The organism is Chitinophaga sedimenti (assembly GCF_023156195.1).
Lineage (GTDB): Bacteria > Bacteroidota > Bacteroidia > Chitinophagales > Chitinophagaceae > Chitinophaga > Chitinophaga sedimenti.
Genome location: NZ_JAKUKA010000001.1, coordinates 2510918 through 2524867, shown reverse-complemented (window position 1 = coordinate 2524867; position 13950 = coordinate 2510918). Strand labels below are relative to the sequence as shown.

General features: G+C 49.0%; 14 protein-coding genes and 2 pseudogenes. 10 read left to right on the top strand and 6 right to left on the bottom strand.

The window, feature by feature from the left end; genetic code table 11:
• Window positions 1–27: 27 nt before the first annotated feature.
• The 3 genes and pseudogenes from lptE to miaB form a co-directional block, all read right to left on the bottom strand.
• A complete protein-coding gene (gene lptE, locus MKQ70_RS14400) occupies window positions 28–444 on the bottom strand; it encodes an LPS assembly lipoprotein LptE (RefSeq protein ID WP_248072175.1) in 417 nt (138 codons plus the stop codon).
• 82 nt (window positions 445–526) lie between these two features.
• Window positions 527–1765 (bottom strand): annotated as a pseudogene (locus MKQ70_RS14390) (sigma-54 interaction domain-containing protein).
• 48 nt (window positions 1766–1813) lie between these two features.
• Window positions 1814–3241, bottom strand: a complete 1428-nt coding sequence (miaB, locus tag MKQ70_RS14385) for a tRNA (N6-isopentenyl adenosine(37)-C2)-methylthiotransferase MiaB (protein ID WP_248072174.1) — start codon at window positions 3239–3241, stop codon at window positions 1814–1816.
• Window positions 3242–3280: 39 nt separating this feature from the next.
• Between miaB and MKQ70_RS14380 the strand changes: the two genes are divergently transcribed.
• The 10 genes from MKQ70_RS14380 (at window position 3281) to MKQ70_RS14335 (ending at window position 11389) form a co-directional block, all read left to right on the top strand.
• Window positions 3281–3514, top strand: coding sequence for a hypothetical protein (locus MKQ70_RS14380; protein ID WP_248072173.1), 234 nt, complete (start codon window positions 3281–3283; stop codon window positions 3512–3514).
• 12 nt (window positions 3515–3526) lie between these two features.
• Window positions 3527–3973, top strand: a complete 447-nt coding sequence (locus MKQ70_RS14375) for a hypothetical protein (protein WP_248072172.1) — start codon at window positions 3527–3529, stop codon at window positions 3971–3973.
• Between the two features lie 236 nt (window positions 3974–4209).
• Window positions 4210–5622 carry a coiled-coil domain-containing protein gene (locus MKQ70_RS14370; RefSeq protein WP_248072171.1) on the top strand — a complete coding sequence of 471 codons (1413 nt, stop codon included), beginning with the start codon at window positions 4210–4212 and terminating at the stop codon, window positions 5620–5622.
• Window positions 5623–5647: 25 nt separating this feature from the next.
• Window positions 5648–6601, top strand: coding sequence for a hypothetical protein (locus MKQ70_RS14365; RefSeq protein WP_248072170.1), 954 nt, complete (start codon window positions 5648–5650; stop codon window positions 6599–6601).
• A 97-nt stretch (window positions 6602–6698) separates the two neighbouring features.
• Window positions 6699–7094, top strand: a complete 396-nt coding sequence (locus MKQ70_RS14360) for a hypothetical protein (RefSeq protein ID WP_248072169.1) — start codon at window positions 6699–6701, stop codon at window positions 7092–7094.
• Window positions 7072–7719, top strand: coding sequence for a tail fiber protein (locus tag MKQ70_RS14355; RefSeq protein ID WP_248072168.1), 648 nt, complete (start codon window positions 7072–7074; stop codon window positions 7717–7719). The genes MKQ70_RS14360 and MKQ70_RS14355 overlap by 23 nt, the downstream gene beginning before the upstream one ends.
• A 2-nt stretch (window positions 7720–7721) precedes the next feature.
• Entirely contained in the window at window positions 7722–8555 is an 834-nt protein-coding gene (locus MKQ70_RS14350; protein WP_248072167.1) for a hypothetical protein, read from the top strand.
• Window positions 8556–8700: 145 nt separating this feature from the next.
• Window positions 8701–10257 carry a S41 family peptidase gene (locus tag MKQ70_RS14345; RefSeq protein WP_248072166.1) on the top strand — a complete coding sequence of 519 codons (1557 nt, stop codon included), beginning with the start codon at window positions 8701–8703 and terminating at the stop codon, window positions 10255–10257.
• Between the two features lie 136 nt (window positions 10258–10393).
• Complete coding sequence (locus MKQ70_RS14340) at window positions 10394–10891, top strand: HEAT repeat domain-containing protein (RefSeq protein WP_248072165.1); 498 nt, start codon at window positions 10394–10396, stop codon at window positions 10889–10891.
• 105 nt (window positions 10892–10996) lie between these two features.
• Window positions 10997–11389, top strand: a complete 393-nt coding sequence (locus MKQ70_RS14335; RefSeq protein WP_248072164.1) for a hypothetical protein — start codon at window positions 10997–10999, stop codon at window positions 11387–11389.
• 100 nt (window positions 11390–11489) lie between these two features.
• Here MKQ70_RS14335 and MKQ70_RS41240 read toward each other — a convergent pair whose 3' ends face one another.
• From MKQ70_RS41240 to MKQ70_RS14325, 3 genes and pseudogenes are all read right to left on the bottom strand, one after another.
• Complete coding sequence (locus tag MKQ70_RS41240) at window positions 11490–11969, bottom strand: helix-turn-helix domain-containing protein (protein ID WP_308199027.1); 480 nt, start codon at window positions 11967–11969, stop codon at window positions 11490–11492.
• Window positions 11966–12397: a hypothetical protein gene (locus MKQ70_RS41235; RefSeq protein ID WP_308199026.1), complete on the bottom strand. Its 432-nt coding sequence runs from the start codon at window positions 12395–12397 to the stop codon at window positions 11966–11968. Before MKQ70_RS41235 ends, MKQ70_RS41240 begins: the two co-directional genes overlap by 4 nt.
• A 27-nt stretch (window positions 12398–12424) precedes the next feature.
• Window positions 12425–13356 (bottom strand): annotated as a pseudogene (locus MKQ70_RS14325) (aldo/keto reductase).
• Between the last annotated feature and the right edge of the window lie 594 nt (window positions 13357–13950).

The window sequence follows — 13950 nt, the reverse complement described above, 5'->3', positions numbered from 1 at the left end:
CCACCAGCTGTGGCGTAATGCTCTCTATCAAACTTGATTCCACTTCCTGCAAGGTTTGGTTGGCGTTAAAGTCCTGCGAACGCGAAAACGACTGCGTAAAGCCTTTTTGTCGCCCACCCGGCTAATGAAAGTAATGTTCACCGTAATGGTCAAACGCGCAGACGCGGGCCTGTCTACCTGCGTTACCGCCGCATTGGATACGGAATAACCGGTGATGTTGCCTTTAAACTCGTAACTGGCGTTTGCCTCGTTGGTTTGCTTCAACCTCGTTTGTGATAAGATCTTGGTCCGCAGCTTGTCGGTTATTTTCTGGCTGAGGGTAGGGTTGTTTTGTGGAGCCCTGTTCTCAATAAAGCGCACATTTACCGTGGTGGCGTCCGGGTGGATGCTGGCGCCGCTGGCTGAGTACTTAATGGTGCAGCCCCGAGCATCATCATCAGGCAAATGCCGCTTACTAACTGAAATATCCTGGCCATAGGTTGCTCAAATATAGTATGAAAATTTTTAAATTGTCAATTCCTTTTTATCAATCGTTAATATTATATTCTTTCAGTTTTCGGTACAATGTACGTTCCGAAATGCCGAGCTCTAGCGCCGCATCCTTCCTTTTCTTTTTATGTTTGCGCAGTGCCTTGATGATCAGCTCTTTTTCTTTGTCCGCGATTGCCGGGGTTTCTTCCACCACTTCATGATGATCGATTTTGTCGTCGTGCAGTAAAATAGGCTGCGGACCGCCCAATGAAGGACCAACTTTAGGTTGCTCCATCGGCGTGTAGTCGTGCAATACCGGCGAGTCCTGGAAGGAGGGGAGTGCGCGATATTAGGGTTCTGCAGCATATCGAAGAACATCTTCTTCAGCTCTGTCACATCTTTCTTCATATCGAAGAAAAGTTTGTAAAGAATTTCGCGCTCATTAGCAAAATCGCCACCCTGCGTAGCGTTGGGACCAGCAGAGGCCAGCACAGGCAGCCTGTTCACGGATACCGGCTCGGGCAAAAACTGGCGCAGTGCCGTCGCGGTTACATGCTTGTCCTGCGACAATACAGATATCTGCTCCGCCATATTTTTAAGCTCGCGCACATTACCCCGCCAGGGATAGTTTACCAGCAGATTGCGGGCTTCATCGTCCAGCTGTACGGACGTAGTTTTATAACGCTCCGCGAAATCCACCGCAAACTTGCGGAACAGCAGAGGAATGTCTTCCTTGCGGTCGCGCAGTGCGGGAACACGGATGGGTACCGTATTTAAACGATAATAAAGATCTTCGCGGAACTTGCCGTTCTGCGTGCTTTCCAGCAGGTCGCGGTTAGTCGCAGCTACAACACGCACATCGGTCTTTTGTACTTTGGAGGAACCTACGCGGATAAACTCGCCGGTTTCCAGTACGCGTAACAGGCGGGCCTGGGTGCCGAGTGGCATTTCACCGATTTCGTCCAGAAGATGGTGCCGCCGTTTACCGTTTCAAAATAACCTTTGCGACTGTCTACCGCGCCGGTAAACGAGCCTTTTTCGTGCCCGAACAGCTCGGAATCGATGGTGCCTTCGGGGATGGCGCCACAGTTCACAGCGATGAACGGATTATGTTTTCTTGCGCTGAGCGCGTGGATGATCTGGGAAAAACTTCTTTACCAACCCCGCTTTCTCCGTTGATCAATACCGTCAGGTCTGTGTTCGCAACCTGCGCAGCTACCTGTAAAGCGTAGTTGAGCGCCTGCGAATTACCGATGATACCGAACCGGTTTTTAATGCTTTGAATATTATCCATTGTGTTAACAATTCCAGGCTGTTTGCCTGCGGTTATGGTTACTTGGTTCTATCGGACGTTGTCCTTAGCTGACAGCCGTGCCCAGCAGGGTGCCTGCCGTACAGCTGTGACTTTTACGATCACGTAGTCGCCTTTCTTGTAATTTTCTTTCGGGAATACTACCACCTTATTCTGATCGGTGCGTCCATAAAGCTCGTCTTCCGATTTTTTGGACGTGCCTTCTACCAGGATCTTCAACGTTTTGCCCACATCTTTCTGCATGCCTAACAGGCTATGCTGGCGGTGCAGGGCAATGATTTCGTTCAGGCGGCGTTTCTTCACGTCTTCCGGAATATCATCCGTGTATCGGCGCGCTGCCAGGGTGCCGGGGCGCTCAGAGTAAGCGAACATGTAAGCCAGTTCATACTTAGCGTAATCCATCATGGCCAGTGTATCCTGGTGATCTTCTTCCGTTTCGGTACAGAAGCCGGTGATCACGTCGGTCGACAGGGCACAATCGGGCAGTATTTCTTTGATTCGCGCTACCTTTTTCATATACCACTCGCGGGTATAAGTGCGGTTCATCAGCTGCAACACGCGTGTGCTGCCGCTTTGCACCGGCAGGTGAATGTATTTGCAGATGTTTTCGTACTTCGCCATGGTGAACAATACCTCGTCCGTAATGTCTTTCGGATGCGAAGTGGAGAAACGCACACGCAGTAACGGGCTGATAAGGGCCACGCGCTCCGGGAGCAGCGCGAATGTTACCGTTTCGGTGTTGTCGGGGCTCGTCCAATAATAGGAGTCCACGTTCTGGCCCAGCAGCGTTACTTCGCGGTAGCCGCGCTCAAACAGGTCGGTGGCTTCGGCTACAACAGAGTAAGCGTCGCGGCTGCGTTCGCGGCCGCGGGTGAACGGTACTACGCAGAAAGAGCACATATTATTACAACCGCGCATGATGGATACAAAGGCCGTAACGCCGTTGCTGTCCAGTCGCACGGGACTGATGTCTGCATAGGTTTCTTCCCGGCTAAGCAGCACATTTACCGCTTTCTGGCCGGTTTCCGCTTCTTCAATCAATCCTGGCAATGTACGGTAGGCATCGGGACCAATCACCAGGTCGACCAGCTTTTCCTCTTCCAGGAATTTCGTTTTAAGCCTTTCCGCCATGCAGCCCAGCACACCTACGAGCAGGCCGGGGTTGGCTTCCTTGATACGGCGGAATTCACCGAGACGTTTACGTACCGTTTGCTCCGCTTTTTCGCGTATAGAGCAGGTATTGAGCAGCACCAGGTCAGCTTCTTCATAATTGCGGGTTGCGCCAAAGCCCTCTTTTTCAAGGATGGAAGCAACAATTTCGCTATCGTTGAAGTTCATCTGGCAGCCGTAGCTTTCTATATAGAATTTCTTAGCGTATGTAGTTGTGTCCGTTGCGGCGGGAGCGTAAGCCTCGCCCTGGCGGGATTCGTCATGTGTTTTAGGGACCAGTTCCAGCATTTCCGATCAAAATTTAAGACAGCAAAAATACGCAATAAATTGAGAAATGACAGATTGGCAGCCGTGGATTTGATTGAATTGCAGGATTTAACGCTTTTTTATATCAGTTTACCAGGAGGAAATTCCTGTTTATCTCACGTTGTTATTGGTTATCAATTGTTTGTAGCCATCCTTTCTATCAACATGGCGTTTATCGTTCAAACATCGGTAGAGCCCAGCAGTACTGGCAATGCTGCTATCTTTAAAATATGCATCCTGGTGCGTATCTTTTAGAAAATTCACTTTATGCGCGCCATCTCCCTTATCTTAAAAGCCGGGTTGATTGCGGGGCTCCCGGATATCCTTGCTGCCCTGCTCGTATACGGTGTGCTACTATCCAGAGCGCCGCTGCGCGCTATTTTGCAGTCCGTCGCCAGCGGCGTTTACGGTAGCAAGGCTTTCGCCGGCGGATGGAACATGGCGATGCAGGGATTACTATTCCATTTCCTGATTGCGGTAGCCTGGGCGGGGATATTTTATCTGCTTATTCAGCTGATACCGGTGTTGCGCCGGCAATGGGTGGTAGCGGGCGTATTGTTTGGCATCTTAATATGGCTTGTGATGAACTTTTTAATTTTGCCGGCGTCGCAGGTAATACAAAGTCCTGTTACTGTTCAAGGGGCGGTCGTGGGTATGTTGATCCCGGTGGTTTGTGTAGGTATACCTGTTGCTGCTACGATGCGCGGGGCGTAAAGTTATATAGCAGTTAACGTGTATGTTTGACGCCTTTTTCTGTCGGGCCTTTTAGCGTATTAACAGCTTATTCCTCAATGGCAGAGCAGTCTTTTTTATTGTGAATAAAAACTTTTTCATGCGTGTGCGTTCAATGAAATATCCTATTATCTTTGTTGGATATCATGTTATTGTAACCCGTATAATGTCCCTATATGATACGAAGTGTATTTGTTAGCCTATTACTAATAGGTGGTATGGCCACCCGTTGCGTCGCCCAGGATAGTACCCTGGCTGCACTGCAACAAGTTCCCGGAAAATATTTGTCGGAAGTAAAAGGAAAATCGAAAAAGTTCGAAAAGAAACTGACGTCCCGTACAGACAAGGCCCTGAGCCGTTTTCAGAAGCAGGAGGAAAAGATGCAACGCAAGCTGGCAAAAATCGATTCTGTCGCCGCAAAAAATATATTTACCCGTTCCATCGACTCCCTCGGCGCACTTAAAGCTAATCTCCGCGGCAAAACCGCCAAGTATGAAAAGGCGCTCAACGGGCAGTACAACGGTTATCTCGACACGCTTACCAATTCCCTTTCCTTCCTGAAAGATTCAAAAGAGTTCTTGGGGAAATCGAAAGAGATGAAGGACAAGTTAAACAGCTCCCTGCAAAGTGTAAAGGAGCTGCAATCGAAACTGCAATACGCTGAGCAGGTGAAGGCCTACATTCGTGAAAGACGCCAGCTGCTTAAAAGCCAGTTGTCGCAGTACACGGCCTTTTCCAAAGACCTGCAGAAGTTAAACAAGGAGGCATATTACTATGCACAGCAGATCCGCGAGTACAAAGAGGTATTCAAAGACCGCAAAAAAGCCGAGGCAAAAGCATTGGCCCTGCTGCAGAAAACAAAGGCCTTCAACAATTTTATGGAAAAGAATTCGCAGCTCGCAAGCCTCTTTAACTTCAATCGCATGGGCGGTGGCAGCGGCATGAGCAGCGCCGACCTGGAGCAAAGTCTGGCCGGATTGCAAACCCGTACGCAGGTGGAGCAGCTGATCCAGCAACGTATGGGTGGCGGCGGACCTAACGCCAACGCAGCTGTGAGTCAACAGATGGAGGCGGCGCGCTCACAGTTCAACGAGCTGAAAAAGAATTTCCCCGATGCAGATAACGCCGCAGAAATGCCTGACTTTAAGCCAAATGAAATGAAGACGAAAAGTTTTCTGCAACGGTTGGAGTTTGGTGGTAATGTGCAGTTTCAACGTTCAAGCAAATACTTTCCCACTACGAGCGATATCGCCGGCCAGGTGGCATACAAGTTCCACAAGAACGGCAGCGCCGGTATGGGCGTGGCCTACAAAGTGGGCATGGGCACCGGTTGGGACAATATTGCCATATCCCACCAGGGCGTAGGTTTCCGGTCGTTCGTCGATTGGAAACTGAAGGGAACCTTCTTTATGAATGGTGGATATGAACAGAACTACAACGTGCCATTCGGTAATTTCAACGACCTTAAAAACGCCGATACCTGGACGGGAAGTGGGCTGATCGGCATCAGTAAAAAATATAAGATCAGCAGCAAGATGAAAGGTACGGCGGTATTGCTATACGATTTTCTTGCCAACACCCACGTGCCGCGGACAGACCCTATTAAGTTCCGGCTGGGATATAATTTTTAGGTAAAAACATATAGACACTTATACCATGAAAAAGACGCTGTTAATCTTCGGCGTGGCGCTCGCGTCGTCGGGTGCTGTAAATGCGCAATCCAATAATCCTATTTACTTCTGGGGCCCCGGTTTAACGGGCTACCCGCTGCAGCTGGGTGCTATCACAGCGGAAAATAGCACATCTTCCGGCCTTACCATTGAGGGCCCGCAGGACGGTGCCGGCGCTAAACTCCCCTTACGTTTGAGCTGGCGTGGCGGTGGCATGCCGGGATTGTTTATCGGTGGCAATAGCCGTGTCGGTATGGGAACCGAGAATCCTGGTGTGCGTTTGCACCTGGTCGGGGAAGGGGGATTACTATCGGAAAATGGACCATTGAATGCGCGCACTGCTTCCGGTGCGCCTGATCCAAACATTGATAACCCGCTTACAAGTATAATCGGTTATAACGGCCTGATGTCGAACGACGGTAGTTATTACTACTGGCGTGCTTTCTGGGGACATTCCGTCGATTTAAGGGCGGGTGGTATCCGGGACGGACAGCGGAACAACTTCCGGATCCGCCGGTTTGATGGAGGAACGAGTTGGACGGATTTATTTCGTGTTGAAGAGAATGGTAATGTAGGCATTGGTACTAGTGCTACTAGTGACTATAAACTTGCAGTGAACGGAACGATTGGCGCGAAGAAGGTTAAAGTAACTGTTACCGGGTGGCCCGATTACGTATTTGAACCGGGTTATCAATTACCCGCTATTCCTCAGTTGGAGGCTTTTATTAAACAAGATAAACACCTGCCGGGAATTCCCACTGCTGCGGAAATAGAGGAGAATGGAGTAGATGTTGGCGAGATGAATAAAAAATTGTTACAAAAAGTAGAGGAGTTAACCCTGTACCTCATCGAGGAAAATAAACAGTTGCAGGCGCAACAGGTTACTATTAAAAGCCAGCAGGAAAGAATTGCCGCGTTGGAGAAAAAAATAAATCAATAATAAGCATGAAAAAGATATTATTTACGTTCGGTGCATTGGTCGCTTTGAAGTCGGGAATTTTTGCCCAAAATTCACCGCTGACTATTATGGTAGCGGATTGAGTGGATCTGGGTTACAACTGGGTGCCATTTATGCGGATAATGGTGCGAGTGCGGTAGGAATGTTGATCGAAGCACCTTTGAATGCCAGCAATGTCAAACTTCCACTTTCCTTTGGTTGGAGAGGTGATGCAACGCCCTGGATGGTGCTCGCCGCAAATGGAAACCTCGGTATCGGTAAAACAGATCCAATTAATAAATTATCGCTATGGGAAGCAAATCCGGCGAAGTGGCAGCTGTTGGAGTTGAATCATTCAAGTATTTCGAATTCGCAATTTATTGTCGGGAACATTAACGATACTTACCCGGTAATTAACCAGCGTAATAGTAATATCATTGAGAGCTATAATGATCTGCATATCAGCGCTGCCAATGCTGGTTCCCGGCTTTTTTGAAACCGGCCGTGTCGGTGCTCAGTCGCCGATCCGCATGACGATCGATAACGCTGGCCGTGTGGGTATTGGAACTACCACGCCAACATTGCCATTAGAGGTGGCTGGTGCCGCAGCCATACAACAGACACTGACGATAAAATCGAATAACGTTAACTCTGCTGAGATTCTTATGTATAAAGAATCTGGTGGCAGCTATTATAGTTTGGTAGCAAACTCCGGCGGATTCGGAATTTATAACGCGGAGGCTCCTGGTTACGCATGGTTTGCATCGCCACAGAACAATATCGGGATTGGGACTACAACGCCCGGAGAATACAAACTGGCCGTGAACGGAAAAGTAAAGGCGCAATCTATTAAAGTAACGATGACCGGCTGGCCTGACTATGTATTTGCGTCTGATTATTACTTGCCCTCCATTCGTGAACTGGAAGCATTCGTCAATGCAAATAAACACCTGCCGGATGTACCGAATGCACGCGAAGTGGAAAAGGAGGGGATTGATCTCGGCGACATGAATAAAAAACTTCTCCAAAAAATCGAAGAACTCACCCTTTACCTGATCGATCAACATAAAAAGATTGAAACACTACAGGCAGAAGTTGAGATGCTTAAGAAAAACAAATAACCATGAAAAAGCTTTCCCTATCCTTTTTATTGCTGACCACCGGCATGGCCGCGTACGCACAGACGTACAATGCCGGATCTGTCATGCAGCAACGCGGTACCTTGTACAGTACTTCAATCAATGATGCGACCGAAAATGGGTTCTATTCCATTCTCTATCAAAATGAACACATTTCGTCCCTGTTAACTTTTAACCCGGGCGGATCCACCGGCGCTTTTCAGATGGAAGCCATGTACTGGGGGCAGCTACGCTTCCGCAACAGGGTCGATAATGATGTAAACGCCCGGACGGCATGGCGCGATATATGGCATTCCGGTAATTTTACACCTGGCAACTACCTTAGCGCTATTCCTAACGTTGATATTAATGACGCCGCCGGCGCCGCGCGTTTCATTTTCTCTCATGGCGCCAGTGCTCCCAGTACCACGTACATCCGCGGCTACGGTGATCGTCCCGTAGTGTTTCGTAAAGGTGATAATACAGATGTGGTAATTATCGGGGGAACCGGTAATGTGGGCATAGGCGCAGAACCGCATGCCACGCACAAACTCGCCGTAGCCGGCTCCCTGATCGCGACTAAAATAAAAGTCAGCAACCAACCCTGGGCCGACTTCGTATTCGCTAAAAACTACGAACTGCCTTGCATTGCAGAAGTTGAAGCTTATATCAAGGCGCATCAACACCTGCCGGGTATTCCTTCCGAAGCGGAAGTGCAGGAACAAGGCATAGATGTGGGCGATATGAATGCAAGGTTGCTGCAGAAGATCGAAGAACAGATGTTGTATATCATCCAACTTAAAAAGGAAATAGACGAACTGAAACTAAAAGTTAAATAGGAAGTCCCCGGTCACCCAGACCGGGGATTTTTTCTTCGTCGACACAATACCCCCACTCATCGGCATAATCACCCTTTGTATTTTCTAAAGCAACGAACTTAGCCGGCAGCTCGTTAGCATATACAGAAAATCAAAATTTACGCAGATGTCAAAGCTATCCACAGCAGCAGTGATCATAATAGCCAGCGGCTTCCTTTTCACCGCGTGTAAGAAAGATAAAAGTTCCGGCAGTGAAAAAGCCAATACCAGCGCAAGCAGCGGAACCGCCCTCTCCAGCGAGGACTCCCTGAAATATCTCATGTACCACACCATGCAAACCACCTACGTGAAAGGCGGTCGCGATAAGTCTACTTCGCTGCCCACTTATTACTGGTATAGCCAGGTGCCGTCCATCGACCCACTGAGCAGCAGTTACGCGAATGCAGACGTGCTTCTCGCCAGGATGGCGTCCTACCCGAAAGATGCTTCGGGTAATTCGTTGGACCGCTATTCGTTTCTCGATCGTACCGGCGCGCTCTCCAGCGCCTTGCAGGACGGGATCTCCGAATTTGGACAAAAGATCAGCGCGACCGGGGACTATGGGATGGAGGTAAGCTATGCTTCCGATGGCACTAAAACCTATCTGTACGTATTATACGCCGATAAAAATGCGCCGGCCTATACCCAGGGCGGTCTTACGCGGGGCGACGAAATTACCGCCATTAATGGCGATACAAATATCGCCTACGATGGCGCCAATGGTACGAACACCGCGAAGGTGATCAACGCCATCTATAGTTCCACATCCGTTACGCTGAAGGTGACCAAGGCGAACGGCACTTCGCAGACCGTTACGCTGAATGCCGCTTCCTACAACATCAACCCGGTATTGTTCGATACGGTGTTTACGGTGAACAGCCAGAAGGTGGGCTACTTCGTATTTTATACCTTCCCGAGTACCTACAATTCTTCCGGCGTAGCCACCACTACCAAAACGGTATTGGACGCGCTATTCACGAAATTCCAATCGCAGGGTATTAACAACCTGATCGTGGATTTGCGCTATAATGGCGGCGGCTCCGTTACCACGGCCGAATACCTCGACAGTGTAATAGCCCCGGCCACCGCGCAAAAAAAGGTAATGTACTATTATAAATACAACGACAAACTCACCGCCAACCTCAATAATACAGGACTTGCTTCCTCTGTGTTGTTTCCGTCTACTACGGGTGGTTTGGGACTGAATAACGTGTTTTTCATTACCAGTAAAAGCACGGCATCGGCAAGTGAGTTAACGCTCAATAACCTGAAACCCTATATGAACGTCAAAACCGTTGGAGACACTACCTATGGAAAGCCCGTGGGTTTTATCACGTTCACGATTTCGAATTACGACAGTACGGGTAAAGAAAATTACCTGGCAGACCTGTACGCGATCAACTTCGCTACCGAAAACGCGAATCATGTGGGGGCGTATTATTCGGGAATTGCGCCTGACCAGGCAGCGTCCGACTATATTAATGTGCCTTGGGGGTATGCAGATCATGACGATCATCTGTCCCAGATATTCTCCTATTTAAAAAACGGCGCTTTCTCGCGAACTGCGGCTTCGGCGAGGGTGGCCACTACAGGTAATACCTTGCGAAGCGCGGTAAAAGCATCTATTGCGTCGCCCAAATTCAATGGCATGGTGGATTTCAGGCTTGGTAAAAAGGTGAGGTGACAATCGATAGGCAGGCAGGTTTACCACACCTTTCCCGTAAAGGTGTGGTATTTTCTTTTGGAGACCAACTGCAGTGCTATCTTCAACCCCGGTTGTGTCACACCCTTCAACGGCATTGCATACCTTTGCTCCAGCCATGACAGATTTTTCCAAGTTATTAAACGGTCACCCGGAGTTGCAACGCAAGTCCATTATTGGTTTAGGCGATGCGCGTGTCACCGAAGCGATTCCGTTTCTGAAAGAAGTGTTGCTCACGCAAACCGGGCGCCTGCGCGATGCTGCGGCCCTCAGTTTGTCCGAAATGGGCGTGCAGGAAGCGGTACCGCTCATTATGGGCCTGGTGCTGCATCCCGACAATGAAACGAACCGGGGCAGTCTCCTGTTCGCCCTCTGGAAGCTCGATTGCGAGGAATACTTCCGAGAATTTGTTACCATTATTTGTTACGGTAATTACGAAAGCCGGCATAACGCGCTGGAGCTGGTGCAACGCCACCGGCATTCGATCAGTGCCGATACGCGTCGGGCGGCGCTGGCTACCTTGCAGGGCAAACGGATCGTAGCCGGATTGCAGGACGATTCCGAAAAAGAGGTGGCTTTTATTGAGTATGTGGAAAGCCTGCTGACGGTCGGGTAGGAGATCTGTCGTTCAAGTGTGCGACGCAACGGCTGGCTGGTAGCGGTTTGCAGTTCAGGTAAAAAGTTTGGCATTCTGTTTGAATATAAAGGCTAAACAACCTCTATGAAACGATTTCTCCTTTTACCGTTGCTTGCGCTGGGCATGTTCTTATCTTCCTGTACCAAGGAGGAAGTGGTAGTTCCGAACCGTACGATTGTTGTGACTATTCCCGCGAATGGCTGGAAGTACGATAATGCTACCCAGACGTATTATTACGATATCGATATGCCGGAAATAGACGATTATACGAACCAGGTGAACGCTATTGTAGTGGCTATCACCGGTGACGGAGAGATTTATGAGGCTATCCCGGATGTATACGATGGTTATTCGTACACATATACTTATCAGCGCGGCGCCCTGGTAATCGAGGTACAGGGCGCGGATGGTAGCACGGTTAGTCCGTCTGGCAAACCGATTACCGTTAAAATCACGATCATCGAGTCCCGTACATAAGATAATTATACACCTACTCGGTTATCCGGGCGGCCCTTGCGGTTGGCCCGGATATTTTTTTAAGTAAGAAGGGCAGCCCGTATGTGACTGCCCTTCCTGTTTAATTTAATGATTGCCTGAACTCCTTCGGTGTGATGTTCGTTTTGCGTTTAAACAATTTATTGAATGATTGAGGATGCTCAAAGCCAAGTTGGTAAGCAATTTCAGCGACCGATAAATTACTTCCGCCCAATATCTCTTTCGCTTTTTCAATCAATTTATTGTGAATGTGCTGCTGCGTGTTCTGGCCGGTATGCGCGCGCAACATGTCGCTCAGGTAATCAGCCGAAACATGCAGTTTATCCGCGATGTCCTTTACGGTTGGCAGCCCCGGATTGTTCGAAAAATGTTCGTCCAGTTCCTGCTCCAGTTGCGATAACAGGTCAGAGCCGGCCGTTTTGCGCGTAAGGAATTGACGGTGGTAATAACGATCGGAATAATGCAATAGCAGTTCTATTTGTGATATCATCACGTTCTGGCTGAACCCGTCGATATTTGCACGGTATTCCTGCTCAATGTTCGCGAGGATGTTTTCGATCACGCCTTCCTCTTTTTAGAAAGACAAAGCGCCTCGTTCACTGCGTAGGAAAAGAACCTGTATTTCTTTATATTGGCCGCCAGCGGAGAGTTGTGGAAAAGATCTGGGTGCACCATCAGCATCACACCGTCGCAGGGACGATCGTCCGGCCGTTCTTCGTAATACACCTGTCCAGGCGACATAAAAGACATTACCCCTTCGTCGAAGTCGTAATAACTTTGCCCGTAGCGGATTTTTCCCTTAAAGTCTTTCTTAACGGCGATGATATAGAAGTTCGGAACATACCCGTTTTTAAAATCTTCGGGCGCGTACCTGAGATCTTTGAAGTGCAGTACGCTGATTAGCGGATGTTCCGGCGGCGGCAGCTGGCTCAGGCGGTGCAGATCGCTGATCGTCCGTATCGCGACGGGCTCCTTATTTATCTTTTTCACAGAACTGCTTTTGATAAAGTTACGGAATTAAGCGTTCACCATGGACATGCCCGTGGCATCGTAACGGTCGCCGGTAACACCCGCCGGTACTACGGCTTCCAGGGCAGCTATTTCTGCAGCAGTGAGTGTTATGGACGCTGCGGCGATGTTTTGCTCCACATACTTTACACGTTTGGTGCCGGGGATAGGCAGGTGGCCTTTATTCACCACCCAGGCGATGGCCAGTTGCGATGGTGTAATGCCTTTTTCTGCTGCCATTTTCTGAATCAGGTCCACCAGCTCCGTGGTTTTATTAAACTGTTCGCCTTGGAAGCGGGGAATAGACCTGCGGAAATCGTCGGCCGCAAAGTCATCCGGGCTTTTAATTTCTCCGGTAATAAAACCTCTGCCTAGCGGGGAATAAGCCACCAGGCCAATGCCCAGCTCTTCGAGAACCGGCAGGATGCCGTCTGTTTCCACGCTTCTTTCGAACAGGGAGTATTCTGTTTGCAGCGCGCTGATCGGATGTACCGCGTGTGCTTTGCGCAGCGTATTGGCCGATACCTCTGAGAGGCCGATGTAGCGTACTTTACCGGATTTTACGAGCTCGCTCATGGCGCCAACTGTTTCTTCGATAGGCGTGTTGGCGTCCGGCGGTGAAGGTAATACAGGTCGATGTAGTCGGTACCCAGGTTTTTCAGGGAGCGTTCGAGCGCTTTCTTTACATAATCTTTCCGGCCATTGATTTTCCAGGTCAATTGCCCGTTATCGTCGATTTCAAACCCGAATTTGGTGGCGATAATGTATTGATCGCGGTTGCCTTTAATGGCTTTGGCGATAAGCCGTTCATTCAGCAGGGGCCCGTAAAGGTCGGCGGTATCCGGGAAGTTGCCGCCGAGTTCCAGCGAGCGGTGAATGGTGTTGATAGATTCCGTTTCGTCCGCCTTACCGTAAATATCTGCACCGGCGATGGTGCTCATACCCATACAGCCGAGCCCGATGTTGGGTACTGTAAGGCCCTGGTTTGCCGAGTTTTACATGTTTAATGCTCATAATCTTTGTATTTGTAGGACAAAGGTAGCAGGGAATGATCTGACGAAATTATCCAAAACAGGGTAAAATGTAGCCAAAACCGGCGGGCAGAACTTTCAAATTTTTTTGTTGATGAGATACTTAATACGCGTAAATAAGCCATGTTTCGGTGTGTAACGTACACGAATAAACGTTGTGAAAATATTTTTCTGCGTTGAGATTTATTCTATCATTGCAGTACAATTTTGTTGACCTGTCTTCAAATAAATTTCTAAACAATTCTGCTTAAACGAGAATTTCTTCAGGGGCTTTGCATCCCGGGAAGCGAAGCTTTTATTGCTTAAGATGAAGTATCCATTGTACTAACTTAAAACCTTAACAAATGAAAAACTTACCATTAAACGGAATGGGCGTTCAGGAAATGAGCGTGGGGAGATGATGAACTGTGGTGGTGGTGGACTGTGTTCCAGACCTGGGTGCTGACCCAGATGGTCAATCTCACCATAGAACACTATCGGGATATCTATGAAAGCGCGGAGGCC